Origin of the sequence: Staphylococcus sp. MI 10-1553 (assembly GCF_010365305.1) — a bacterium.
In the GTDB taxonomy this organism is placed as follows: domain Bacteria; phylum Bacillota; class Bacilli; order Staphylococcales; family Staphylococcaceae; genus Staphylococcus.
Genome location: NZ_CP048279.1, coordinates 1,343,731 through 1,369,103 on the forward strand (window position 1 = coordinate 1,343,731; position 25,373 = coordinate 1,369,103).

Annotated in this window: 21 protein-coding genes; 13 read left to right on the top strand and 8 right to left on the bottom strand. The window is 38.3% G+C overall.

Annotated elements, in window-relative coordinates:
* Positions 1-6: 6 nt before the first annotated feature.
* From GZH82_RS06245 to ccpA, 4 genes are all read left to right on the top strand, one after another.
* Complete coding sequence (locus GZH82_RS06245; protein ID WP_162681750.1) at positions 7-615, top strand: DUF948 domain-containing protein; 609 nt, start codon at positions 7-9, stop codon at positions 613-615.
* A 95-nt stretch (positions 616-710) separates the two neighbouring features.
* Positions 711-1,793: a hypothetical protein gene (locus tag GZH82_RS06250; protein WP_162681751.1), complete on the top strand. Its 1,083-nt coding sequence runs from the start codon at positions 711-713 to the stop codon at positions 1,791-1,793.
* A gap of 319 nt (positions 1,794-2,112) precedes the next feature.
* A complete protein-coding gene (locus tag GZH82_RS06255; RefSeq protein ID WP_162683021.1) occupies positions 2,113-3,204 on the top strand; it encodes a bifunctional 3-deoxy-7-phosphoheptulonate synthase/chorismate mutase in 1,092 nt (363 codons plus the stop codon).
* Between the two features lie 424 nt (positions 3,205-3,628).
* Positions 3,629-4,618 (top strand): catabolite control protein A, encoded by a 990-nt coding sequence (ccpA, locus tag GZH82_RS06260; protein WP_162681752.1) that lies wholly within the window; start codon positions 3,629-3,631, stop codon positions 4,616-4,618.
* A 133-nt stretch (positions 4,619-4,751) separates the two neighbouring features.
* Here ccpA and GZH82_RS06265 read toward each other — a convergent pair whose 3' ends face one another.
* Together GZH82_RS06265 and GZH82_RS06270 are read right to left on the bottom strand one after the other, a co-directional pair.
* Positions 4,752-5,909, bottom strand: coding sequence for an acetoin utilization protein AcuC (locus GZH82_RS06265; RefSeq protein WP_162681753.1), 1,158 nt, complete (start codon positions 5,907-5,909; stop codon positions 4,752-4,754).
* Positions 5,910-5,922: 13 nt separating this feature from the next.
* Positions 5,923-6,555, bottom strand: coding sequence for a GNAT family N-acetyltransferase (locus tag GZH82_RS06270; protein ID WP_096545001.1), 633 nt, complete (start codon positions 6,553-6,555; stop codon positions 5,923-5,925).
* Positions 6,556-6,721: 166 nt separating this feature from the next.
* Here GZH82_RS06270 and acsA point away from each other — a divergent pair, with 166 nt between their 5' ends.
* Positions 6,722-8,431, top strand: coding sequence for an acetate--CoA ligase (acsA, locus tag GZH82_RS06275; protein ID WP_162681754.1), 1,710 nt, complete (start codon positions 6,722-6,724; stop codon positions 8,429-8,431).
* 327 nt (positions 8,432-8,758) lie between these two features.
* Positions 8,759-10,426 carry a formate--tetrahydrofolate ligase gene (locus GZH82_RS06280; protein WP_162681755.1) on the top strand — a complete coding sequence of 556 codons (1,668 nt, stop codon included), beginning with the start codon at positions 8,759-8,761 and terminating at the stop codon, positions 10,424-10,426.
* Positions 10,427-10,523: 97 nt separating this feature from the next.
* On the opposite strand, the gene GZH82_RS06285 is transcribed toward GZH82_RS06280, so the two are convergent.
* Positions 10,524-11,420: a biosynthetic peptidoglycan transglycosylase gene (locus GZH82_RS06285; protein WP_162681756.1), complete on the bottom strand. Its 897-nt coding sequence runs from the start codon at positions 11,418-11,420 to the stop codon at positions 10,524-10,526.
* A gap of 346 nt (positions 11,421-11,766) precedes the next feature.
* On the opposite strand from GZH82_RS06285, the gene tyrS reads away from it, so the two are divergent.
* On the top strand, positions 11,767-13,029 hold the full coding sequence (tyrS, locus tag GZH82_RS06290; RefSeq protein WP_162681757.1) for a tyrosine--tRNA ligase: 1,263 nt from the start codon (positions 11,767-11,769) through the stop codon (positions 13,027-13,029).
* Between the two features lie 56 nt (positions 13,030-13,085).
* Here tyrS and GZH82_RS06295 read toward each other — a convergent pair whose 3' ends face one another.
* A complete protein-coding gene (locus GZH82_RS06295; protein ID WP_162681758.1) occupies positions 13,086-14,357 on the bottom strand; it encodes a S1C family serine protease in 1,272 nt (423 codons plus the stop codon).
* Between the two features lie 154 nt (positions 14,358-14,511).
* Between GZH82_RS06295 and GZH82_RS06300 the strand changes: the two genes are divergently transcribed.
* The gene (locus GZH82_RS06300; RefSeq protein WP_162681759.1) at positions 14,512-15,129 is read left to right on the top strand and encodes a lysophospholipid acyltransferase family protein; all 618 of its coding nucleotides are present in this window, start codon (positions 14,512-14,514) and stop codon (positions 15,127-15,129) included.
* Positions 15,130-15,336: 207 nt separating this feature from the next.
* Positions 15,337-16,461 carry an HAD family hydrolase gene (locus tag GZH82_RS06305; protein WP_162681760.1) on the top strand — a complete coding sequence of 375 codons (1,125 nt, stop codon included), beginning with the start codon at positions 15,337-15,339 and terminating at the stop codon, positions 16,459-16,461.
* Positions 16,462-16,514: 53 nt separating this feature from the next.
* On the opposite strand, the gene serA is transcribed toward GZH82_RS06305, so the two are convergent.
* The 3 genes from serA to GZH82_RS06320 all read right to left on the bottom strand — a co-directional run bounded on the left by serA (position 16,515) and on the right by GZH82_RS06320 (position 19,880).
* Complete coding sequence (gene serA / locus GZH82_RS06310; RefSeq protein WP_162681761.1) at positions 16,515-18,110, bottom strand: phosphoglycerate dehydrogenase; 1,596 nt, start codon at positions 18,108-18,110, stop codon at positions 16,515-16,517.
* On the bottom strand, positions 18,100-19,260 hold the full coding sequence (locus tag GZH82_RS06315; protein ID WP_162681762.1) for a pyridoxal-phosphate-dependent aminotransferase family protein: 1,161 nt from the start codon (positions 19,258-19,260) through the stop codon (positions 18,100-18,102). The genes serA and GZH82_RS06315 overlap by 11 nt, the downstream gene beginning before the upstream one ends.
* Before the next feature lie 161 nt (positions 19,261-19,421).
* Positions 19,422-19,880 carry an SACOL1771 family peroxiredoxin gene (locus tag GZH82_RS06320; RefSeq protein WP_162681763.1) on the bottom strand — a complete coding sequence of 153 codons (459 nt, stop codon included), beginning with the start codon at positions 19,878-19,880 and terminating at the stop codon, positions 19,422-19,424.
* A 74-nt stretch (positions 19,881-19,954) separates the two neighbouring features.
* On the opposite strand from GZH82_RS06320, the gene GZH82_RS06325 reads away from it, so the two are divergent.
* Positions 19,955-20,701 carry a glycerophosphodiester phosphodiesterase gene (locus GZH82_RS06325; protein ID WP_162681764.1) on the top strand — a complete coding sequence of 249 codons (747 nt, stop codon included), beginning with the start codon at positions 19,955-19,957 and terminating at the stop codon, positions 20,699-20,701.
* Positions 20,702-20,750: 49 nt separating this feature from the next.
* On the opposite strand, the gene GZH82_RS06330 is transcribed toward GZH82_RS06325, so the two are convergent.
* Positions 20,751-21,704 (bottom strand): ornithine cyclodeaminase family protein, encoded by a 954-nt coding sequence (locus tag GZH82_RS06330; RefSeq protein ID WP_162681765.1) that lies wholly within the window; start codon positions 21,702-21,704, stop codon positions 20,751-20,753.
* Between the two features lie 298 nt (positions 21,705-22,002).
* Between GZH82_RS06330 and GZH82_RS06335 the strand changes: the two genes are divergently transcribed.
* The 3 genes from GZH82_RS06335 to ltrA all read left to right on the top strand — a co-directional run bounded on the left by GZH82_RS06335 (position 22,003) and on the right by ltrA (position 25,241).
* A complete protein-coding gene (locus GZH82_RS06335) occupies positions 22,003-23,214 on the top strand; it encodes a minor capsid protein (RefSeq protein WP_238989672.1) in 1,212 nt (403 codons plus the stop codon).
* Complete coding sequence (locus tag GZH82_RS06340) at positions 23,211-23,405, top strand: LSM domain protein (protein ID WP_162681679.1); 195 nt, start codon at positions 23,211-23,213, stop codon at positions 23,403-23,405. Before GZH82_RS06335 ends, GZH82_RS06340 begins: the two co-directional genes overlap by 4 nt.
* Positions 23,406-23,954: 549 nt before the next feature.
* Positions 23,955-25,241, top strand: coding sequence for a group II intron reverse transcriptase/maturase (gene ltrA / locus GZH82_RS06345; protein ID WP_162683006.1), 1,287 nt, complete (start codon positions 23,955-23,957; stop codon positions 25,239-25,241).
* The last annotated feature ends 132 nt before the right edge of the window (positions 25,242-25,373 follow it).

Below are 25,373 nucleotides of genomic sequence, written 5' to 3' on the forward strand. Positions count from 1 at the left end.
TTAGGAATGGAATGGATTTTACCTATCGCGGGAATCATCGCAGCAATTGCTTTTCTTATTTTAGCAATCGGTATCGTTGTAGTATTGGTTTCTGTTAAAAAGAACTTGGATCATGTGGCTAAAACACTTGATGGCGTAGAAGGACAGATTCAAGGGATTACGCGTGAGTCAACAGACTTGCTACACAAAGCGAATCGTTTAACCGAAGACGTACAAGACAAAGCCAATCGCTTAAACTCTGTTGTAGATGCGGTTAAAGGTATTGGTGATTCAGTACAAACATTAAATGGTTCTGTTGATCGAGTAACACACTCAATCACGCATAACATTTCTCAAAATGAAGACAAAATTTCACAAGTTGTTCAATGGTCAAACGTTGCAATGGAAATCGCTGACAAATGGCAAAATAGAAAAAGCCGTCGCGGTAGTGCAGCTTACAAAACGAACAACGTAGCAGCTGATGCAAATCGTAATGCAAACCATAATGGTCAACCTTTATCTAATGAAGAATTAGTAAACAACCAATATGAAAACAAAAACATTAACGATTTTGCAACAAATCCTAGTGATGTAAACACAAAATACACAACATTGAATGACACAGATTCAAAATAAGTGTTGTCATGTTAAATAAGCTTTAAACAGAATGCACTTAAATGAGTTTTCATACTTGATTTAAGTGTATTTATTATAGGAGGCGCAAATTGAAGATGGAAAAATATAACCGTGATTTGTATACGAAAGGTTTAGAAAGCTATGAGGTTCCTCAATACGAACCAGGATATAAACCTTTAGACTTTGTATTTGGATTTATCGCTGGAGCTGTTTTAGGGAGTGCATTAGGCTTAATTTTAAAGCAAGGTTCTGCGCAACAACGTAAAAGTTCACAACAGGCCGCAAATGTTGAACCTTCTTCTGCACTTAAGGAAGAAGCAATTCGTAAAGCAGAAGCATTAAAAGCACAAGCGCGCCGTGTGAGAGAAGAATCAAAAATAGCCAAGGACGAACCGACAACTGATGAACGATCTGCACAACAACGCGCAATTCGTAATGAAGTGGATTCAGATCGATTAGAAGCCCAAACACCACGTGAACAATCTGCTTCACAAGCATCTGTTGCGATATCAACGACAGAAGCTGTGACAGCAACAGGTTTAGCTCAAGCAGCAAAACAAAGACAGTCTCAAAAGCAACAAGAGACTGAAGCATCAACGCCATCAACAGAGAACAGTACAGTAGCTGCACAACAACGTGCGATTCAAAATGAAGTGGAATCAGATCGTTTGCAAGATACGTCTGTACGTGGAAAAGATGCAAATGTAAAAGTGAATGATAAAGGCGAATCTGAAGCACAGTCAACTAAAGACAGTACAGTCCAAGCACAACAACGCGCAATTCGAAGTGAAGTCGATTCGGACCGCTTACAAGACAAAGGTCAAAGTACGAATGCACAAGTCAATGACCAAGGGAAAACAGTCGGTGCTGTAAAAGCAAACGCAACAGTTCCAAAAAATTCTCACGGTGAAGCAACATTTGAAAATGGTTTGATTACGCATGATCGTCAAGGTACGACAACACAATCAACATCAACGTTACAAAAGGATGCACCAAAAGCTACAAGTGAAGAACAAACAGCTGACAAAACTAAAGCACCAGCTTCAACGCCAAAATCGAACAGCACTTCAAATGCCAAAAAAGCAACGACATCAAATAAAGCAAATCGCAGTAAAAAAGTAACGGAAAAAGCTAAAAAAACAAATCAAAAAGTAGAAAAACATACATTTAACGATTAATTGTAAAGTGTATTATACAATGATTGCTTTATATCTAATTGGGCTTGTGAGTGATATATCATCTCACAAGCTCAACTTTTTACAATGATAAGTTATATTAATTTTCAAAATATATAGCGCTAGAATTAAACAACATAGTTTCTATTCATTGACATATGACAATGGATACTTTACATTTTATAACATACTAGAAAATATTTTTAATCGAATTAGACTTAAAAGGTTGAAATTGCTACATATTATTGTTAGTATACTCAATATCTACTTTTAAATTTTACTACTTTAAAGCGAGTTAGAAAAATGGTTGGGGTGAAAAATGATGACAAGTAAATTAGAAACGTACAGAAAACAGATTGAAGACATTAACGATCAAATATTGGACTTATTATCAAAACGAGGTGAATTAGCACAAAAAATCGGTGAGGAAAAACGTAAACAAAGCACTGTAATTTATGATCCTCAACGTGAAAAAGAAATGCTAAACACACTGATTGATAAAAACCAAGGCCCATTTAATGATAATGTAATTAAACAACTGTTTAAAGAAATTTTTAAAGCCTCAACAGATTTACAAAAATCAGATAATGAAAAACATTTGTATGTCTCACGTAAGTTAAAGCCTGAAGATACGATTGTACACTTTGAAAATGGTGGCATTATTGGTGAAGGCCAAAAATCTTTTGTCTTCGGTCCATGTTCGGTTGAATCTTATGATCAAATCGATGCAGTGGCTAAAGATTTGAAAGCGAAAGGCGAAAAATTCATTCGTGGTGGTGCATTCAAACCACGTACATCACCATATGACTTCCAAGGCCTAGGTGAAGAAGGATTAAAAATACTTAAACAAATGAAAGATAAATATGACCTCAATGTTGTGAGTGAAATTGTTCATCCAAACGACTTTGAACTGGCTGATCAATACTTGGATGTTTTCCAAATTGGTGCACGTAACATGCAAAACTTCGAATTATTAAAAGAAGCAGGTCGTACGCGTAAACCAATTTTATTAAAGCGTGGTTTATCTGCAACTATTGAAGAGTTTGTATACGCTGCAGAATACATTGCATCAGAAGGGAACCAAAATATTATTTTATGTGAACGTGGTATTCGAACTTACGAAAAAGCGACACGTAACACATTAGATATTTCAGCAGTACCGATCTTAAAACAAGGTACGCATTTACCAGTCATGGTTGATGTGACGCACAGTACAGGTCGCAAAGACATTATGTTACCAGCAGCGAAAGCAGCACTTGCAGTAGGGGCTGATGGCGTAATGGCAGAAGTACATCCTGAACCTGCAGTCGCTTTAAGTGATAGCGGTCAACAAATGGACTTAAATGAGTTCAATGAATTCTACAACGTCATCAAACCTTTAGCTGATATGTACAATAACAAGAAATTGAAATAATAGATTAATCGTAAAAAGGGCAAAATCCTACAATGTAAGTAGGGGCTTGCCTTTTTATTGTATCTTGATATGTAGACTAAGCCTCCGTTACAAACGATTTCGATACCTATTTTATGATTGACGCCATATCCCCAATTGCAGATACATTATTTCAAATCATACGACATTCCGTTTATTCACATCAATTGCACAAACTTTTATAAGCAATCAAGTATTTATATCATCCGTATGCTCATTGGTTAATATTTGTATCCATCGTCATTATTTAAAATGAAGTTGCTAAAAAAATATTTGATATAAATTTGACAAATCAATGACAAGAAAGCGTTTTAGATGTTTTGGTCGTTAAAATTATGATACACTTTGAAAATGACATGAAAACTTATTATAATACTAAATAAAGCGTTTTCTAGGAGGAACGATTATGACTGTAACCATTTATGATGTGGCGAGAGAAGCAAGAGTATCTATGGCGACGGTATCACGTGTAGTGAATGGTAATCAAAACGTGAAACCCGAAACAAGAGATAAAGTGAATGAAGTAATTAAACGTTTAAACTATCGTCCAAATGCTGTAGCAAGAGGGTTAGCAAGTAAAAAAACGACTACAGTAGGTGTGATTATTCCGGATATTTCTAACATCTACTACTCACAATTAGCAAGAGGATTAGAAGATATTGCGACGATGTATAAATATCATACGATTATTTCTAACTCTGATGATGATCCTGAGAAAGAAAAAGAAATCTTTAATAATTTATTAAGTAAACAAGTTGACGGTATCATTTTCCTCGGTGGCACACTTACTGATGAGATTAAAGAGCAAATTAGCCGTGCATCTATTCCTGTTGTCGTATCAGGAACAAATGGTAAAGACGACGGTATTGCATCCGTTAACATTGATTTCGTACAAGCAAGTAAAGAAGTGACAGAGCAATTAGTTAATACAGGTTCTAAAAAGTTTGCTTTCGTTGGCGGTGGTTATTCTAAAAAAGCACAAGAAGATGTCTATGAAGGGCTTAAAGAAGTGTTAGAACAACATCAACTTGCGGTCGATGAACATTTATTATATGTCGGTAATGAAACGTATAAAGATGGTTTACGTGCATATGAAAAGTTAAGTCACTATCAACCAGATGCGGTATTATCTATTAGTGATGAACAAGCGATTGGTATTGTTCACGGTGCGTTAGATCATGGTTTAGAAGTACCTAAAGACATTCAAGTGGTCAGCTTCAACAACACACGTTTAGTTGAAATGGTAAGACCGCAATTATCAAGTGTCATTCAACCTTTATATGATATCGGTGCGGTAGGGATGCGTCTGTTAACGAAATATATGAATAATGAAGATATCGAAAATCCAAATGTGATTTTGCCACATAAAATTCAATATCGTGGCACAACACGTTAATCATGAATTGAACATACGAAAAGGTATAAATATTAAGAAAGGCTAAGATTACGTTAATGTCTCAGCCTTTCTTTTTTTGAGGCGTAAGTAGTGACCCCATGACAGTGGTTTTTTATTCAATTCCTAATGGTTCTTAAAACCAACTTAATATTTTTTCAGCGACTTGGTTATTTTGTTTTGTAATTTCTGAACGTCGGGGTATTTCTTGATAATCGTCATACTGTTCTTCCCAATATTCAGGGATGGGGACAGGGCTGTAATGACGCCATTTGTTCAACCAGTCTTCAGGTAAGCGCCCGTGAAGTCGGGGTTGGTGGATTAAGCTGAGGTAAATATGGCTCCAAGCTCTTGGTACAACACGCCAAATATTGTAACCGCCGCCACCTAACATGATTTGCTTGCCACCACAATATTTTTCAGCGACTTCGGTAATGATATAAGGAATTTCATACAGTGTATTTAAATCGCAACTCATATGCGTTAATGGATCTAAATAATGAATATCTGAACCATTCACACTGACAATAAAATCAGGTTGAAATGATTCAGCGACTTGATTCAACGTCTTTTTAAGAACCTCTAAAAATGAGTCGTGTTCTGTATACGGTTCGAGTGGGACATTGATTGAATAGCCAAAACCCTGGTCTGTGCCTCTCTCAGTATAATGACCAGAACCTGGAAATAAAAATTTACCCGTTTCATGAATGGAATAGTTCATCACTTGATTGGATGTATAAAACGTCCATTGCACGCCGTCACCGTGATGCGCATCAGTATCGATATATAGTACGCGTTGTTGATATTTTTCGTTCAAATATTTAATATAAATCGCTGCATCATTGTACACACAAAAACCACTCGCGCGTCCTTCATGTGCATGGTGTAAACCGCCACCTAAATGACAGCCATTGCGAAACTTGCCTTCCATAATGGCATCAACTAAATTTAAGCCACCACCGATAATGGTCGCAGTGCTCCGATGAATGCGAGAAAAGACATGTGTATCTTCGTCATCTAAACCGTATTTTTGTTGTTCATCAGGAGCGAGTAGATTTTTTTCACCACGCATCACCGCTTGTATGTAATCATATTTATGAACCATCGCAATTTCATCAATGGTCGCTTGTCTTGGTTTAATAATTTGTGCTTTAGATAAATAACCTGTCGATAGTAATAATTCAGTCGTCAGTTTGACCCGCATTTGATTGAATGGGTGTTTATTATGGAAGCGATAGCGCAGTAATGCATCAGAATAAACATATCCCGTTTCTCGTTGTGAATGATTTGTCATATCACATCCCCCCTTAGAAAAAGAAACGATTCATAAACCTAATATCATCAAAAGCTTCCATTTGGTCGACTGTGATGTTCTTGCCAATACGTGCCATTAAACAGTTAGCAGGATGACTTGTAATTTCTGGGTCGTCGGTTGCAAATACTTCTAGGCCACCATTCGACATCATCCGCTGCATTAATTTCTTGTATTCGAAAACGTCTAATTTTGAGTTTTTCAAATCCCAATGCCAATAGTATTCAGTCGTAATGATAATATAATCTTCTAATTCAGGACTACGTGTGCTCACTTTTAACAACATGCGTCCTAATCCTAATCCTCGGTAGGCTAAACTGATTTCTATCGCACCGAGCTCCAACAAATAGGGGAGTTGACCTTCAGACCACCTTTCCATCGGGTCCGGATATAAATACGTCACGTAACCGATGATGTGATTTTCCTTTCGAATGATGTAAATGCGCCCCTCGTCTAACGTACTGATATCCTGTATGGCCTCAAATTGCTCAATAGGAATTCGAAATGCGTCGAGACCCTCGTCAAAAGTATAAGTTTGTAATTGTGTTTTAGAAACAGGGCCTTCAATGATAAAAGTTTGTCCGTCAACAGTATAGCTTTCATGTTCATAAGTTTTAATATGTTTCATGGGCACATCTCCTTTCTTACATATTGCACTATTGTTATTATATGATAACGCTTACTTAATTTCACCTTAAATTCCGAATAAGTATAATTTTTTGAAAACAATACGCGCATAAGGTATAATGATATTAGTTTTGAAAGCGATTACACAATACAAGGGGGTACTTGTGATGAAAGTCGAAGTTTACAAAGGGGATCAAGGCAACTTCAATTTAACTGATTATCAAGCAACATATGACAAGTTTGATTGGAAAGAAGTAGAGAAAGTATTTTCTTGGTACGAAACTGGAAAAATCAACATGGCATATGAATGCATTGATCGGCATGTAAATGAAGGTAAAGCAGATAAAATCGCTTTGAATTATAAAGATAATCGACGAAAAGAAAGTTATACATTTAAAGATTTACAAGAAAAATCAAACCAAGCTGCCAATGTGTTGAAAGATAAGGCGAATGTACAAAAAGGGGATCGTGTCTTCATTTTCATGCCTCGTACACCAGAACTTTATTTTGCATTTTTTGGCATTTTAAAATTGGGCGGTATTGTAGGCCCTTTATTTGAAGCATTTATGGAAAAGGCAGTGAAAGACCGTTTAGAAAATAGTGATGCGAAAGTCATTATTACGACGAATAGTTTATTATCGCGTATACCTCAAGAGCAACTGCCAAATTTAGAAACGATTGTCGTCGTTGATGATGAAGTTGATGCGCAATATGTAGACTTTAATCATGAGTTGGCAACAGCATCGACATCGTTTGATATGGAATGGTTAGACCGTGAAGATGGCTTAATTTTGCATTATACATCTGGTTCAACAGGTCAGCCAAAAGGGGTATTGCATGTTCAAGAAGCGATGTTACTGCACTACATTTCGGGTAAATATGTACTTGATTTTCAAGAAGATGACGTTTATTGGTGTACTGCCGATCCCGGTTGGGTGACAGGCACATCTTATGGTATTTTCTCGCCATGGCTTCACGGTGTAACGAACTGTATCGCTGGAGGTCGCTTTTCACCAGAGAACTGGTACGCAATGATTGAAGACTTTAAAGTAACGATTTGGTATACTGCACCGACTGCGTTACGTATGCTCATGAGTGCAGGTGATGACTTAGTCGAAAAGTATGATTTATCGTCTGTACGTAGCATTTTATCCGTTGGGGAGCCCCTCAATCCAGAAGTGATCAAATGGGCGAAAAAGGTCTATGGCAAACGTGTACTTGATACGTGGTGGATGACTGAAACAGGTGGTCATATGATTGTGAACTACTTGGCAGAAGATATTAAGCTCGGTTCAATGGGTAAACCACTGCCTGGTATTGAAGCAGCAATTATCGATAATGAAGGCAACGTTTTACCACCGAATCGCATGGGTAACTTAGCGGTTAAAAAGGGATGGCCTTCAATGATGCGTCAAGTTTGGAAAAATCCTGAAAAGTATCAATCTTACTTTATTGGTGATTGGTATGTATCCGGCGACTCAGCTTACCAAGATGAAGATGGTTACTTCTGGTTCCAGGGTCGTGTCGATGATGTGATTATGACTGCTGGTGAACGTGTCGGTCCATTTGAAGTAGAATCTAAATTAGTAGAACATGAAGCAGTGGCAGAAGCGGGTGTCATTGGTAAACCTGATCCAGTGCGTGGTGAAATCATTAAAGCATTCGTCGCGTTACGTCAAGGTTATGAGCCTTCTGATGAATTAAAAGAAGATATTCGTAAATTTGTTAAAGAAGGATTAGCTGCTCATGCTGCACCGAGAGAAATTGAATTTAAAGATAAATTACCGAAAACACGTTCAGGTAAAATTATGCGCCGTGTGTTAAAAGCATGGGAGCTCGATTTACCAACTGGTGACCTAAGTACAATGGAAGATTAAAGCAAAACAACTACGAAAAGGCTTGGACAATTGGATGTCTAGGCCTTTTAAAATTGTTAAAAGATTAATCATCAATAGCGCAATTTGATTTCATAGGTCAACACAGTAACTTTAAATTCAAATGCTGCTTCAACGCATGTCACTGTTCAATAAAGACTCAAATCAATAGTCTGAAAAAGTCACTGAATTACAAATATGTCTACCTGTTTTTGTTCGACAATCACCCCATTGTTCGTTATGATAAAGATTGAAACAGCTTGATATATTTTATTTGTATGCGTTTACATAACGTCATCATTTCTCAAATTGATTAAGGGGTTGAATAATGTGAGTCATTTATCAGATTTAGAAATTGCAAATCAATCGACATTAAAACCAATTAAGGAGATTGCTGAAAAAGCAGGTATTTCCGAAGATGCGCTCGAGCAATATGGACACTACAAAGCGAAAATTGACATTTCCAAAATTCAAACTAAAAATGAAAAAGGAAAAGTCGTTCTTGTGACAGCCATGAGCCCGACACCTGCTGGAGAAGGGAAATCCACAGTGACAGTCGGCCTAGCTGATGCATTCCAACACATCAATCAAAATGTGATGGTTGCTTTACGTGAGCCAGCACTTGGGCCAACATTTGGCATTAAAGGTGGGGCAACAGGCGGTGGATACGCGCAAGTGCTCCCAATGGAAGATATTAATTTGCACTTTAATGGTGATTTCCATGCAATTACAACAGCTAATAATGCACTCTCAGCTTTTATAGATAACCATATTCATCAAGGTAACGAACTCGGCATTGATCAACGTCGTATTGAGTGGAAACGTGTATTAGACATGAACGACCGTGCTTTACGTCAAGTGATTGTCGGCATTGGTGGACCTACACAAGGGGTGCCTCGTGAAGATGGTTTTAATATTACTGTAGCGTCAGAAATTATGGCGATTCTTTGTTTAAGTACAGGTATTAAAGACCTTAAAGAAAGTATTTCGAAAATTACGATAGGTTATACACGTGATCGTCAACCTGTCACTGTTAAAGATTTAGGTGTAGAAGGCGCATTAGCCATGATTTTAAAAGATGCGATTAAACCGAACCTCGTACAAACAATCGAAGGCACACCTGCATTGATTCACGGTGGACCTTTTGCGAACATTGCACACGGCTGTAACTCAATTATCGCAACAGAAACAGCACGTGATTTGGCAGATATCGTCGTGACAGAGGCTGGTTTTGGTTCTGATTTAGGGGCTGAAAAATTCTTGAATATTAAATCACGTAAAGCAAATTTTGAACCGGATGCAGTCGTGATTGTTGCAACGATTCGTGCGCTAAAAATGCACGGTGGTGTCGCTAAAGATCAGCTAAAAGAAGAAAATGTAGTTGCGCTTAAAGCAGGGATCAAAAACTTAGAACGTCACGTCCAAAATATTCGCAAATTCGGTGTTGAACCTGTAGTTGCATTAAATGCATTTATTCATGATACGGATGCTGAATTTGAATTCGTACAACAATGGGCAAAAGAGAATGGTGTGCGTTTATCGTTGACAGAAGTATGGGAAAAAGGTGGTAAAGGCGGTACGGATTTAGCAGAAAAAGTACTTGAAGTCATCCGCGAACCTAAACAATTCAAACGCTTATATGAACTCGAAATGCCACTTGAAGAGAAAATTGAGAAAATCGTTAAAGTGATTTACGGTGGTTCTAAAGTGACGTTTACATCAAAAGCACAAAAACAATTAGCGCAGTTTAAAGCGAACGGTTGGGATCATTATCCAGTATGTATGGCAAAAACACAATATTCATTCTCAGATGATCAAACACAACTCGGTGCACCATCTGATTTCGAAATTACGATTCGTGAACTTGAAGCTAAAACAGGTGCGGGCTTTATCGTCGCGCTAACAGGTGCAATTATGACGATGCCAGGATTACCGAAAAAACCAGCTGCGTTAAAAATGGACGTAACAGAAGACGGCCATGCGATAGGATTATTCTAATTCGTAGCATTGATGATTTTTAAATAAAATGACAGGTCTGGGGCACATTCATCCCAGACCTTTTCTTTATAAAATTGGCGTATCATGACGACTTATATTAATCATACAAATGTGCATAAATATCGTAATTGAGTGCTTTGTCATACGCATCTTTAGAAATCATCTGTTCCACTAACATTCGTTTCAATACGTAATGTTGACGGTGAATTGAAAAAGAGACGTCATCTTCATCTTTAAGTGAACCGTCATGATTGAACGGTGTATAAGCGTATGGACTTTGCAATAATCCGATAAGATAAGCAGATTCAGCTAAGTTCAATGTTTTAGGAGGTTTGCCGAATAAACCGTATGACGCTGAAGTGATACCTGTCACATTTTGGCCGTTCGTATCGAGTCCAAAAGGCACGAGATTCAAATACGTATAAATGATTTCATCTTTAGTTAAAATGTGTTCAATTCTCATCGCATACATAATCTCTTTTGCTTTACGATCATATGTCCGTTCTTTTGTGAGGACTTGGTTTTTGATCAGTTGTTGTGTAATCGTACTGCCACCTGTTGGGAACTGTGTATCAAAAATATCTTGGAACATCGCTCTTAATATCGCTTTAGGCAACACGCCATTATGTACATAAAAATCAGCGTCTTCTGAAGCGACCAATGCTTTTGTAACATAGGGCGAAACTTCTGCTGGCCCTGCGATTAAGCTAGGTTCTTGTTCGTTATATAGAGCAATGTAATCCGTGTCGTCAGGTTGGTCATTATCAAGTTCTGGGAGGCGAGTGACTTGTTGGACTAAGTCATGATCATTGAGTGATTTTGAATCTGACACAATACTCGCAAAATAGCCAAGCAATAAACCGCACACAAAAATTAATCCGATGAGCATGAAAAGAACGAACGAGATGATGAATTGCTTCATTTTTCGCATGTAAAAGTCGTAGCGATCGAATGAAGTATGCGTCGTTAATTCACGTCGTTCTTTCGTCTTCATCAGTCACAAACCTCCATTGATTTTTATCAATAGTATAGCATATTTAAAAATGTGAGTAGAAGTAGATTATCATTTGATGATTGACTTTAAAAATATAAATCTATATAATGAATAGCAATCACATTAAGCATTGAAATCGAGAACAAGTAGTAAATTTGTAGATTTTAAGAGAGTCAGTGGTCGCTGTGAACTGATAATCGCATGTTTATGAATACACCTCAGCAACAGATTTCAACGTTAGCAATGAACGTATCATTGTAAGAGTCCCAAGTATGGTGGTACCGTGCAAATTGCGCCCTTACGTAGATGTAAGTGGTGTTTTTTTATTTTTTAAGGAGGTTATTTTATGGCAAATGCATTGTTAGAAGAATTAAGTTGGAGAGGTCTCGTCTACCAGCAAACAGATGAAGAGGGAATCGAAGCACTTTTAAATAAAGAAGAAGTAAAAATTTATTGTGGCGCGGATCCAACGGCTGATAGTTTACATATCGGACATTTATTACCTTATTTAACATTGCGTCGCTTTCAAGAAGCAGGTCACCGTCCAATTGTGTTAGTAGGTGGCGGTACAGGAATGATTGGTGATCCGTCTGGTAAATCTGAAGAACGTGTGCTCCAAACTGAAGCGCAAATTGACAAAAATGTGCGTGGTATTCAAAAGCAAATGGAGCAATTGTTTGATTTCAATGTTGAAAATGGTCCGATTTTAGTTAATAACTATGATTGGTTAAGCCAAATTTCGTTAATCGAATTTTTACGTGATTACGGTAAACATGTCGGCGTGAATTACATGCTCGGTAAAGATTCAATTCAATCACGTCTTGAAAATGGTATTTCGTACACTGAATTTACGTATACAATTTTGCAAGCGATCGACTTTGGTCATCTCAATCGCGTACATGACTGTAAAATTCAAATTGGTGGTTCAGATCAATGGGGTAACATTACGAGTGGTATCGAATTAATGCGTCGTATGTACGGGGTTACGGATGCTTACGGTTTTACGATTCCATTGGTGACGAAAGCTGACGGTAAAAAGTTCGGAAAATCTGAATCAGGTGCGGTATGGTTAGATCCTGAAAAAACAAGTCCATACGAATTCTATCAATTTTGGATTAATACAAGTGACGATGACGTGATCAAGTTCTTAAAATACTTTACATTTTTATCTAAAGCAGACATCGAAGCTTTAGAAAAATCTGTTGAAGAAGAACCGCATTTAAGAAAAGCACAAACGACACTTGCTGAACATGTGACACGTTTCATTCATGGTGAAGACGCGTTAACCGAAGCACAACGAATTTCACAAGCATTATTCAAAGGTGACTTGAAATCATTATCAGCTGAAGAGATTAAAGCAGGTTTCAAAGACGTCCCACAAGTGACATTATCCAATGAGACGACAAATTTAGTGGATGCGTTAGTGGAGACAAAAATTTCTTCTTCAAAACGTCAAGCCCGTGAAGATATTGCGAATGGTGCGATTTATATTAATGGTGAACGTCAACAAGATTTAGATTATACATTATCAAGTGATGACCGTTACGATGATACATTTACGATTATTCGTCGTGGTAAGAAAAAATATTTCATGGTGAATTATCAATAATCATTTAAAAAAGAGATTAGGCAATGTTCGGTTGCTTAATCTCTTTTACTTTAAACTTATGACGATGTGTTTGATTCTGTTAATGTGACATTGACGTCTTTTGTTTTACCATTGCGGTTGACTTTGAGTGTAATATGATCTCCAGGTTTTTTATCTTTGTAGAGATAAGATCTTAAATCTGTGTCATTTTCAACTTTATGTCCGTCAATGGCAACGATGATGTCGCCTTTTTCAATATCAATGCCACGTCGTTGTACTTGAGCGACATACACACCAGAATCTACGCCACTATTTGTTTTATATTGTTCTGGAATATCCGCAACGTTAATCATGCCGATACCGATAGAAGGGCGTTTCACTTCGCCGTGTTTCACGAGTTCGCCAATAATTAATTTCACTTCGTTACTTGGAATCGCAAATCCAATACCTTCAACTTGTGGTGCTGCAATTTTCATCGAGTTAATACCTACAAGGTTACCGTCTATATCAACTAACGCACCACCTGAGTTACCAGGGTTAATCGCTGCATCTGTTTGAAGTACTGTTACTTTGTTTGCACCTGCAGACGTATCAGCTTCAATTGTACGTTCGCTTGCAGAAATAATACCTGAAGTGACTGTGTTCGCAAATTCGAGTCCAAGTGGATTACCCATAGCGAAAACAGTATCACCTGTTTTAACTTTTGATGAATCGCCAAATGTGATCGCTTTAATATCATCTCTGTCTTTAATTTTAAGAACAGCAATATCTGTCAGTGGGTCAGTGCCGACAAGTTTTGCATCGACTTGTTTAGAATTGCGTAAATGTACTTTAATTGAAGAAGCACCTTCAATCACGTGGTTGTTTGTAACAATAAAGGCATCTCCATTATTTTTTTGATAAACGACACCCGAACCGATGCCTGTTGGTTCAGCTTTAGCAGATTTACCTTGTAATAAATCATCTAAATTTTGGGCACGTTGCTCGTTGATAACACCTACAATGGATGGTGCTTGGTCATTAATCATCTCGTGCACTGATTTGTATTTATGACTTTTGCCATCAAGGGAATTACCGCCTTTTTGATCGCTTGCCACTTTGACATCCGAACCATTTTGATTGCCCCAAGGAAAGATGTTAGAAAACCCGCCCGTAGCCCCGACTACAATGAGTGCACCTAAAATACCAGCAAGTAGTGAAACGAGAATCACTTTAAGCCATGGGAAATGAGGTTGCCTTGGAGGGGTTGACGTACGATAAGGTGAAGCACGTTGACCATCATCTCTGTGTTTATTTTGATGCATTTCTTGTTGTTCTTTTGGTTGTTGTTCATTATCGTTTTCTCGCATAAAATTCCTCCTTTATTCATATTATGATAAATTTTTCAATGATTTACCAGTAGGATACTATCCAACTTTAGACTGATTTTAGAGAATGCTTGTTGAAAAGATAAGGAGATGATAGAATTTAAAGGATTAATCTAAAATAAAAGCAGGTGTGAACATGTTATATCATATTATCGGGAAAATCATTGAGCTTATCGTAGTGAAAGTATTAAAAAATTTAGAGGTGATAGGGCGAGGATATCAACCTAAGACGAATCGTTATGTCGTGACGTGTAATCATGAAAGTTATAACGAAATCTTATTGTTAAGTGTATCATTATTGCCAAATCAAATTCACTACATGGCAAAGCAAGAGTTATTTAAAAACAAATGGTTTGGCGGATTATTAACACGATTAAATGCCTTTCCAGTGAATCGTGAAAATCCAGGGCCAAGTACTTTGAAAACACCGGTAAAATTGTTAAAAGACAATAAAATTGTAGGTATTTTTCCACAAGGTCATCGTACGACAGGAGAAACACCTTTAAAACGTGGTGCTGCAACGATTGCGATCCTAGCGAAACAACCGATTTTACCAGCTGCCTATGTCGGCCCAACAAAATTGATCGGTTTATTTACTGGCAAAGCTTACATTAAATTTGGTGAACCGATTGATACGACAGATTTTCCAAAAGATTTGAATCGTCAAGAGAAAGTGGACTATGTGACGCAGCAAATTAGTGCGCGTACGAAGCAGTTGCAAGAAGAATTAAATGCTTTTGTAAGAAGTAAATAAGATGAAAAAGCGATATGAGTTGTGATGACTTGTATCGCTATTTTATTTTTCGATGCAATATCAAATTTGATTGTGCTGTAGTTTCACATGAATGATTGTACCGTAACAAGGTGGAAAGTGTTGTGTGTGTACAATCGTGTTTAGGCATCTCAAGTAATTCATGTTATAATGTTTTTATCTGAATTTTCTGCAATGGAGGGTCTAGGTATGACGAAAGCGATACTTTTTGACGTAGATGGCGTGTTTTTAGATGAATCACGTTGTTTCGATGTTTCAGCTTTAACGGTGTATGAACTATTATATAGTACGGATTATTTGGGGTTAAAGTCACATGTAGATTTAGCACAATTAACGGATGCGCAAATTACTGAAATTCGTGCGACCTTATTTAAAAACGATGTGATTTTAAACCGATTAAAATCAATGGGGATAAATTCAAACTGGGATATGTTATTTGTTGTGTTTTCGGTACATTTCATTGAATGTTTAAAACAGTTAACAGACGAGGCACGTTTAAATGTTTTAAATAACGCACAATTTGATGAAACAACTTTGCGTAAAGTCGGTCAACAGCTTACTAATAGCGATATCGATCATGAGCGACCACTTCAATTTATTGAAAATGCTACAGAAGGGCGTTCACAAATTTATCAATCACTACAAAGTTATGCGATGACAGAACTTAATGTGGACGAAGCAACACTTTTTGATATTAGCAGTCCGTTATGGCAGCTATCACAAGAGATTTATCAAGAGTGGTATTTAGGGACAGCACTCTATGAAGAAGTTGAGCAGAAAGCAGCGAAAACAGATTATAAGAGCGGATACATATATCATGAAATCGCATTGGCACCGATAGAGGCAATTAAACAATTGTTAACAGATTTAAAAACGGCAGGTTATCAACTGGCTATTGCGACAGGGCGACCACGAACAGAAACGCTTGTTCCTTTTGAAACATTGGATTTATTGTCATATTTTGATGATACTTTTATCGTTTCAGCGAGTGAAGTGTTAGAGGTGGAATCGCGATATCCGGAATTAAAACCATTAGGAAAGCCGAATCCATTTAGTTATATTGCAGCATTCAACGGTAATCAAAAGCAAGATTATTATGATTATGCTACAAAACAAACGAACCGAATGAATCCCGAAACAGTCACGATTGTAGGCGACTCGCTTGCGGATTTGTTCAGTGCGCAAACAGTTAATGCGCAATTTATCGGGACATTGACAGGATTGAAAGGGAAGTCCGCCGAAGCAGAATTAAGGGAACACGGCGCAGAAATAATTGTCGACAATGTGTTAGACATTAGAGCAATATTATTATAAAAATAGGAAGAGGTTGGGACACAAGTTTTCCCAGCCTCTATCTATTCATGGATTTATGATTCATCTAAAGTGACTTGTAAAACGTTTTGGAAGCCGTCAATTTCTAATAATGCTTCACGAACAGCCTCGTTAATCGGATGGTCGATGGATAAAATCATCATCGCATCGCCACCAATTTGAGAACGGCCTAAATGCATAGAAGCAATGTTGACATCGTGCTCACCTAAAATTTGTCCTGTTTTACCGACAATACCAGGACGGTCAAAATGATGAATGACGAGCTGATAACGTTCCGGTTTAAAGTCAACAGGATAATCATTAATCCGTACAATACGTGGACCAAAACCGTTTAATACGGTTGCACCAATTTTCACCACATCACCTTTATTGATGAGTTCTAGCTCGATATAGTTACTGAATCCTTTTTTCTTTTTCGTTTTTTCGATTGTATACGTCACGTTTTGTTCATTTAATAACACGAGTGCGTTAATTAAGTTCACGTGATCGCCCATATCTTGTTCGAGTACACCTTTAACGAGTGTTCGCGTGATGAGACTTGTATCATCTAACGCAATATCGCCCGCATATGTAATTTTAAGCGTACGAGGGGCTTTTGGAAGGAGTTGAATGCCGACTTTACCTGTTGTTTTAGCCAAATCGACAAACGGTTTAAGTTCTTCATCTTCATTAAATACACCACTTGGCGCATTGACCGCATTGGCGACATTTTCATGTTTGATAATGTCGATAATTTCTTGCGCGACAGACACTGCCACTTTTTCTTGCGCCTCAAGTGTAGAAGCACCTAAATGAGGCGTGACAATGATTTTTGGGTGTTTCGTTACAGGTGAATCAATAGCAGGTTCGTTTTCAAAGACATCCAAAGCAGCACCGGCAATTTTATTTTGATCTAACGCTTCAATTAATGCATTTTCATCAATGATTCCCCCGCGTGCCACGTTAATAATTTGCAAATTTGGTTTTGCTTGATTGAAAAAGTTGGCGTTAACGATACCTCTTGTTTTTTCAGTAAGGGGTGTATGCACTGTCACAAAGTCTGCTTGTTGTGCGATTTCATCCACTGTTGCTCTCGTAAATTCTAACTCTTTCGCTTTTTCTTCACTTAAATAGGGATCATATGCTAAAACACGCATCCCAAAGCTTTGCAAACGTTTCGCAACACCAGTACCGATACGCCCTGTACCAATGACACCGAGCGTTTTTTGATACAATTCAGTCCCACGAAATGTTTTACGATCCCATTCACCATTACTGAGTGAAGCGTGGGCTTGTGGAATATTTCGTGCCATACTTAAAATCATTGCAACTGAATGCTCGGTTGCTGAAATTGTATTGCCATCAGGGGCGTTAATGACGATAATGCCTTCTTTTGTCGCAGTTTCCGTATCGATATTATCAACACCGACACCCGCACGTGCAACGACTTTCAATTTTTGGCCTGCTTTCAAAATGTCGGCAGTTACAGTCGTTTGGCTTCGAACAATTAAAGCATCATAGTCTTGAATAGTATCGATTAATTCTGTTTCAGATAAACCTGTTTGGTGGACGACTTCAAAATCTGCATCGTCATTTAAACTTTTTAAACCTTCTACTGAAATGGGATCCGCGACTAAAACTTTATAACTCATGATGAATAACCTCCAAAAATACTTTTGTTGCAGTACCGATATACGAATGCTGACGATACTGAGTTAAAATAACTTCGAGTGCTGCGATAAAAGGTAATAAATCAAAAGGCGAGATAAAGCCCATGTGACCGACGCGCAAAATGCGGCCTTTTAATTTGCCTTGGCCCCCTGCAATCGTAATGTTGAATTGAGACTTTAATTCATTTTTAATCTGTTTTAATTCTGCTTCGTCTTTCGGTATAAAGGCTGTGACAGTAGGGGATGCATAATCATCGGCAACAAGTAAATCTAAATCTAATTGTCGTAATGCCGCACGCACGGCATCTCTAATCAAGTAGTGTCGTTGAATGACGTGTTCAAATCCTTCTTCTTCAACCATGTGGCCATATTCAACGACCCCTCTGAAAGTCGATACGTTAGGCGTGAATGGCGTTGAATGTGCGCCTAATGAAGCGTGATGTTTCGCTAAGTCTAAATAAAAACGTGGTGTCGTTACTGATTTAAAACGTGCCAATGCGCGATCATTATACGCTACAAATGCGACACCCGGAGGCAACATAAGCGCTTTTTGACTACCAGAAACGAGGACATCGATTTGATCGCGTTCAAGGTCAACATCCACTGCACCGATACAACTTACACCATCAACGACGAAATAAATGTTGTCATCGAGTGCTTTCAACGCATGCCCGAGTTCAGCTACAGGGTGAAGGACAGCTGTCGATGTTTCACAATATTGTGTGAATACCGCAGTAATTGGCACATCAAGATTTTCAATCGTTGTAATCACTTCGTTGACATCGAGCGCTTGACCCCATTCAACTTGAAGGACATGTACGTGTTCGTAATACGTTTCTGCAATTTGTTTGAAACGATGACCAAATGCACCCGACACAATAACGACAATATGATCATCAGGATTGACAATGTTCAACATGCTCGCTTCTAGTGCACTCGTACCACTCGACGTTAAAATCATGACATCATGTTGGCTGCCGAAAATCGGTTTTAATGAACGAAATGCAGTTTCAGCAATTTGTTCAAAGTCAGGTGAACGATGCCCCACCATGGGTAAATTCATTGCGGCTTGGATACGTTGGGGGATAGGGGTAGGACCAGGTGTTAATAGTAATGAATGATGGGTATACATAGAAAACCTCCTACAGTAATATTTTTACATTTTACCAAATTTTCTGACATATTAATAGATAGAAGATGTGAAAATTTTGTAAATCATCATGCAATTTGAAGAAAAATGCTTTTAAAGGCACCATACTGAGCATACGAAACATCACTCAGTATGGTTTGAAATTAATGTTTAGCGGCTACAATGACAGTAGGATGCACTTCGATGTCGACATTACCTCTGATACAGTTGGAGATCATACAATTTTTATCCGCAGTCGCAATCAGTTTCGGTAAGCGTTTTTTTAGTTGCGCTTGTTGCGTGACATCTTGCACATCAATCGTAGGCTCATGTACAATACGTTTCATTTTAAAACGTTGCCCATCAAATTGTGCTTCGCCGTAACTGTTCATTTGAATTTTTACCGCAGTGAGATGGGCGCGTTCTAACGTAGCCGCTAAAGAAATCGTCATACAACTTGCTGCGGCGCTCACGAGTAGTTCGTCAGGATTCGTTCCTGTCCCGACCCCACCGAGTGAAGCGGGAATTGAGACGGGATGTTGAATAACGTCACCTTGCACTTGGCCGACTTCATTGCGGCCACCTTGCCATGTGACTTGTACTGGAAATTGGTGTTCAATCAAAATACTTCACTCCTTCATCATATATGTTAAGTTAAGTGTAGTAGAAAGAAGATAGAATTGAAAGGAAGACTCTTATGACCAAATTGACGAAACCAACGAAAGACTTTCAAGTGATTGCGCATCGTGGTCTTTCAAACATATATCCCGAAAACACGCGTTCAGCTTATCAAGCCGCGTTAGGGAAGCATATCGACATGTTAGAAATAGATTTACATATGACTAAAGATCAAGTTCTCGTGGCTATCCATGATGATACAATTGACCGTACTTCTAACCATTCAGGTGCCATTCGTGATTTTACACTAGATGAATTACGTACGTATGATTTTGGAAGTTGGAAAGAAGGGTGTCAACCTGAAGCCATTATGACATTTGATGAGGTGTTGACGTTAGCGAAAAATTATTCTAAAACATTGCTCATCGAAATAAAAAAACCAAAGCAATATCCAGGTATAGAGGAAGAGATTATTGCGACGATTAAGCAACATCACTTTCCATTTAACCGGATTATTTTACAATCATTCGATCAACAAAGTGTTCAAAAGCTTCACCAAATGGTCCCGTATATTCGATTAGGTGTGTTACTCAGTTTACGACAATATCGTTTTAAACAACCGCCATTTGAGGAATTTGTGACGTATGCAGATTTTGCCAATCCAAACTATAAATTGATTAATAAAAAGTTTATGAAGCGGGCGCATCAGCAAGGGTTAAAGGTGATGCCTTACACCGTGAATCGTGTGGAAGATGCGAAACGGCTCATTACATTGGGGGTAGACGGACTGATTTCCGATGCCCCGAATAGATTATTTAAGTTATAATAAAACAAGGGCGACACATCGGATTAAAAGATGCGTTGCCCTTGAATCATTATTGTTGAATTAAGCGTTCGTATGCACCCAATGCGACAGCAAGGTCAAAATAAGCTGCACCTACGCATTTGAAAACTGTAATACTCTCATCGTCTGTACGTTGGAGTTTGCCATTTAGTGACAATGCTTTTAAATCACCATCAACATCTTCAAATTTAAAAATGCCTTTTTCATTGGCTTCAATGATTTCACCAGCTTCTTCTTTGACACCTTCAATATCATCAAAAAAGACTTTATCTGCTTTCGGTAAAATGCGATTGTCGATTTCTTTCATATCAGGTCTGTATGAACCGATACCATTAATATGTGTACCCGGTTGAATCGTGTCCGCATCAAATACTGGTTCAGAAGATTGCGTTTGACAGTTGATAATATCAGCTTGTTCAACTAAAGATTTAACATCGTCCACTACTTCAACTTTGAGATTTGGAAACGCCTCGGTAATACGCGTTTTAAAATCTTCTGCTTTAGCTGTTGTACGGTTATATAGTACGACATGATCAATGTTACGTACTTCAATATTAGCGAGGAGTTGTTCATACGCCATACCACCTGTACCAATCATACCTAAAGTAGTAGCGTTTTCACGGCTCAAATATTTGGTCGCAATCCCACTGAGCGCGCCTGTACGTAGACGAGTTAAATAACTCCCATCCAAACTTGCCACATGTTCGCCAGTTTCAAGGTCAGTCACAATAATGTTACCTTGTGTCGTTGGACGGCCATTTTGTGGATTTTCTGGCGTAATCGAAGTGATTTTCACAATACCAAGTTGACGTCCTGTATGGACACAAGGCATGTAGAGCATCGATTTTGCACCTTCACCCGTTGGAATCACTGTTCGTTGAGCGAGATTTATGCCATCCATATCTGTAAATAATTGTTCAATGTCATTAATCGCATTAGACATATGATACGTATTTTTCACTGTTGCTTCATTAAAAACTTTCATCAGTCCTGCAAGCCTCCTTTATTAAGTTAATTATCAGTATAGAGGAAATAGAGCGTGATGTAAAAAGAGCACATTCTATATGGGGATTTAAATTTGTAGGTTAAGTCATGAGGTACTCGTATTAAAACTATATTTGAATCGAACATTGCGGTTTCATATTTATAAATCGCACACGAAAACGAGAGTTAATGATGCTCATAGTTTATGGCGTTAAAAGGTGCAAGTGTAGTCCAAACCATGCAATGACATTAAACTTGCAAGAGTAGATTTAAATGAGGTGCGAGAATATGGAAGAACAATGGTTAAAGTTAAGCTTACAATTGAGGGGATTGACTGGCGAGAAGCGAAAAAGATTGTGGATGCGTTCGATGTTGAAATGTTTCAAATGCAAGCAAAAGCCTATGTGGAGAATAAAGACTTTAGTGAAAAAGCGAATGAAGAGCTAAAGCGTTATAACACGACCATGTATGTGAATCGTGAGCAGTTGTTAAAGCATGAGCTCGGTTTGATTGTGACGAAAGCCTATGCGGAACAAGAGAAAGTGGTGAATCATCACTTACAAGATAGCGTGACACGTACACTGAAACATCAAGCAGGTATTTTAGGTGCGGATGTGCATGTGAAGCAGTCAGATGTTGAAGCGATTGTGTATTCTAACTTTGGCAAGCTGAATTGGTCTGAGCGACTTTGGAATAATCAAGATGAACTCAGAAAAGATGTTGAGCGGATGGCAAGCCATGTGATGTTACGTGGGCGTCATCCGTATGAGTTTGTGCCGGAGATACGTAAGAAACAGAAGCAGACAGTCGCTAATACAAAAAGGCTATTGATTACCGAAGCTGCACGCGTCCAAACGGAAGCACAGAAAATGCACTATTTAGAAACGATGGGCGACGATGCGGAATATGAGTTTGTGGCGAAACGTGATGAAAAGACGTCTAAAATCTGTCGTCATTATGATAAAAAAGTTTTTAAAGTGAAAGACATGGTGCCTGGTGTCAATGCCCCGCCGATGCATCCCCATTGTCGAAGTACGACAGTGCCACATGTAGGGAACTGGCGTGACAAGTTCTTCAAGGATAGACAAGGGAAGTACAGGGTTGAGTACAAAGAAGTTTTACAAAAATTAGCTAAAGAAGACATGACGGAAGCTCTTGAAAATGGTAAAATAAAAAAAGAATTAAACGTAGATAAACAGAACCGACACCAGTTAGGTCATCAATTGTATGAAGCATATAAGAAAAAGAATTTACAAAAAGGGCTTCCAATACCAAGCTTTACGATATTAGACAATGATGAACTCAATGCGTTAATAATTCAAAAAGCTGGTAAGGGTCGTTTAATCACTAGTGACACAGGTGAATGGAAGAACAAAGAAGTCATTGATTTTGGCAGGGTTATAGGAAAAGATTATATGGACGGTAGATTTATAGAAACAAGATTAGGGACTGTACACTATTCAAAAACAGGCACCCATGTTATACCGAACGGAAAGGATGAGGCACAATGAAATTGTGGACATATGTAGGAGAAAATGCAATTGTAGAATTGATGAATGGTAAAAAATTTGTGGGTAAAGTTACAAATTTTGAAGATGAAATAGCTAATAACAGTGGAGAGAATTCTATACACTTCGATGATGGTATAGGGTTATATGATTTCGATGAAAGTGAAATTAAATCAATTGAAATTTTAGAATAAGCACCGGATGAAACAGTAAATCAATCATCCTGGTGCTCTTTTTAGTGCGCTCGGCATGGGTAACACCTTGACGGTGAAAGTCCGTTACAGGCTTGGTAGTAGGAACTGTTAGCGAAAGACAAGGGTGTCCATTGTGAAGTGGAATCTGAAGGAAGTCGGACGCAAACACTCGCACTGACGAACAGAAACATCATACTAAGGCTATGTGGAATGGATGAATCTGCTAAACAAGATGAAGTCCTATACTACCCGAGTTCTATATAGTAAATGATGCGGTGACATGAGTGGAAAGGGGTTACACCTTACCCGGGGAGGTCTCATCAGCGGTATTTCTACCGTAGTAACAACGAATGATGAGAAGTCAGCAGAAGTCATAGTAGGGAAAATGTACCGAAGGACTGAACAATATTCAATACAAAGTAAAGATTGGAGGTTATAGATTTACGACGTACAGAATACGGTCTTAACCGGCAACTTATGGAAGGATAAGTAGTGGAACGAAAAAGAATACATAAGTGTGTACAGTAAATCTTAGGTGAAATGAAAGAAATGTATCGTAAGTCTTCATCTCTGATGGAGCTTGTTGTAAGACCTGACAACATAGAAAAAGCTATCAAGAAGGTAAAGAAAAACAAAGGTGCTCCTGGAATTGACGGCATGAAAGTCAGTGAACTCCATGCCCACTTTGCGCAATACTTTTCGCAGATAAAAAAGAAACTGCTTGATGGTACTTATCAACCTCAAGCAGTTCGAAAAGTTCAAATTCCCAAACCAAACGGGAAAATGCGTGTGCTTGGTATTCCTGTCGCTAGAGACAGAGTGATACAACAAGCGATTAGACAAGTGATTGAACCCGGCATCGACCGAACATTTTCAAATCATAGCCATGGTTTCAGACCTCATCGTAGCACAGGAACAGCACTTAAGCAATGTGCTGCCTATTACGAAGAAGGCTATAAAATAGCTGTGGATTGTGATTTGAAACAGTGCTTTGACATGTTGAATCATGATAAGCTCATGTATTTGTTCGAACGCCACGTTCAAGATAAGTCAATTTCTAAATTTATCCGTAGAAGTTTACAAGTGGGTGCTATTGACCTATCTGGCGAAGTCGCAGAAAGAAAGATAGGTGCGCCACAAGGGGGCGTTATCTCTCCCTTACTATGTAATATCTATCTACATGAACTGGATAAAGAACTCGAAAAGCGTGGACACCGTTTTGTACGATATGCCGATGATTTTGTTATCTTTGTACGCACAAAACGTGCAGGTGAACGCGTAATGACGAGTGTAACGAAATTTATTGAAAAGCAACTGAAGTTGGTTGTCAATGAAGAGAAAAGTAGAGTCGGAGCAGTTACACGTTTAAAGTTTTTGAGTTGTCTAATAACCAAGGTCAATGGGGTTTATTGTTTCAGACCGACTACGGAAGCAAAAAGAAATTTAATACGCGCCTTAAGGAAAATAACGAAACGAAATAGACCTGGTACCTTTAAAGAGATTATCACTGAAATCAACCAAGTAACACGAGGTTGGATAAATTACTTTGGCAGAGGTTTTATCAAAGGATTTATTGAAACTACGCAATCTTGGCTAAACCGCCGACTTAGACAACTCATTCTTAAACGGTGGAAAAGAGTAAGAACTCAATATAAGATGTTACGCCAATATGGTCTTGACCATAGAAGTGCAATGAAAATCGCACAGTCTCGCAAAAAGTACTGGCGATTATCGAATACGCATGAGGTTCATCGTGCACTTACAACAAAACAACTCTACAAGTGGGGACTGATACCATTAGCCCAGCTTGCAGAGTTGGCTTACGCAAGGTATTGAACCGCCGAGTACGGAACCGTATGCTCGGTGGTGTGAGAGGACGAATAGTTAGTTAATGGCTATTCTCCTACTCGATTACTCAATTTTAAGCGACTGTGCTGCAGTGGCTATTTTTTATGCCCAAACCATGCT

What these genes read in the sequence shown, in the direction of transcription:
- GZH82_RS06245 (WP_162681750.1), top strand. Translation starts at nt 7, where the DNA reads ATGGAATGGATTTTACCTATCGCGGGAATCATCGCAGCAATTGCTTTT.
- GZH82_RS06250 (WP_162681751.1), top strand. Translation starts at nt 711, where the DNA reads ATGGAAAAATATAACCGTGATTTGTATACGAAAGGTTTAGAAAGCTAT.
- GZH82_RS06255 (WP_162683021.1), top strand. Translation starts at nt 2,113, where the DNA reads ATGACAAGTAAATTAGAAACGTACAGAAAACAGATTGAAGACATTAAC.
- ccpA (WP_162681752.1), top strand. Translation starts at nt 3,629, where the DNA reads ATGACTGTAACCATTTATGATGTGGCGAGAGAAGCAAGAGTATCTATG.
- GZH82_RS06265 (WP_162681753.1), bottom strand. Translation starts at nt 5,909, where the DNA reads ATGACAAATCATTCACAACGAGAAACGGGATATGTTTATTCTGATGCA.
- GZH82_RS06270 (WP_096545001.1), bottom strand. Translation starts at nt 6,555, where the DNA reads ATGAAACATATTAAAACTTATGAACATGAAAGCTATACTGTTGACGGA.
- acsA (WP_162681754.1), top strand. Translation starts at nt 6,722, where the DNA reads ATGAAAGTCGAAGTTTACAAAGGGGATCAAGGCAACTTCAATTTAACT.
- GZH82_RS06285 (WP_162681756.1), bottom strand. Translation starts at nt 11,420, where the DNA reads ATGAAGACGAAAGAACGACGTGAATTAACGACGCATACTTCATTCGAT.
- tyrS (WP_162681757.1), top strand. Translation starts at nt 11,767, where the DNA reads ATGGCAAATGCATTGTTAGAAGAATTAAGTTGGAGAGGTCTCGTCTAC.
- GZH82_RS06295 (WP_162681758.1), bottom strand. Translation starts at nt 14,357, where the DNA reads ATGCGAGAAAACGATAATGAACAACAACCAAAAGAACAACAAGAAATG.
- GZH82_RS06300 (WP_162681759.1), top strand. Translation starts at nt 14,512, where the DNA reads ATGTTATATCATATTATCGGGAAAATCATTGAGCTTATCGTAGTGAAA.
- GZH82_RS06305 (WP_162681760.1), top strand. Translation starts at nt 15,337, where the DNA reads ATGACGAAAGCGATACTTTTTGACGTAGATGGCGTGTTTTTAGATGAA.
- serA (WP_162681761.1), bottom strand. Translation starts at nt 18,110, where the DNA reads ATGAGTTATAAAGTTTTAGTCGCGGATCCCATTTCAGTAGAAGGTTTA.
- GZH82_RS06315 (WP_162681762.1), bottom strand. Translation starts at nt 19,260, where the DNA reads ATGTATACCCATCATTCATTACTATTAACACCTGGTCCTACCCCTATC.
- GZH82_RS06325 (WP_162681764.1), top strand. Translation starts at nt 19,955, where the DNA reads ATGACCAAATTGACGAAACCAACGAAAGACTTTCAAGTGATTGCGCAT.
- GZH82_RS06330 (WP_162681765.1), bottom strand. Translation starts at nt 21,704, where the DNA reads ATGAAAGTTTTTAATGAAGCAACAGTGAAAAATACGTATCATATGTCT.
- GZH82_RS06335 (WP_238989672.1), top strand. Translation starts at nt 22,003, where the DNA reads ATGGTTAAAGTTAAGCTTACAATTGAGGGGATTGACTGGCGAGAAGCG.
- GZH82_RS06340 (WP_162681679.1), top strand. Translation starts at nt 23,211, where the DNA reads ATGAAATTGTGGACATATGTAGGAGAAAATGCAATTGTAGAATTGATG.
- ltrA (WP_162683006.1), top strand. Translation starts at nt 23,955, where the DNA reads ATGTATCGTAAGTCTTCATCTCTGATGGAGCTTGTTGTAAGACCTGAC.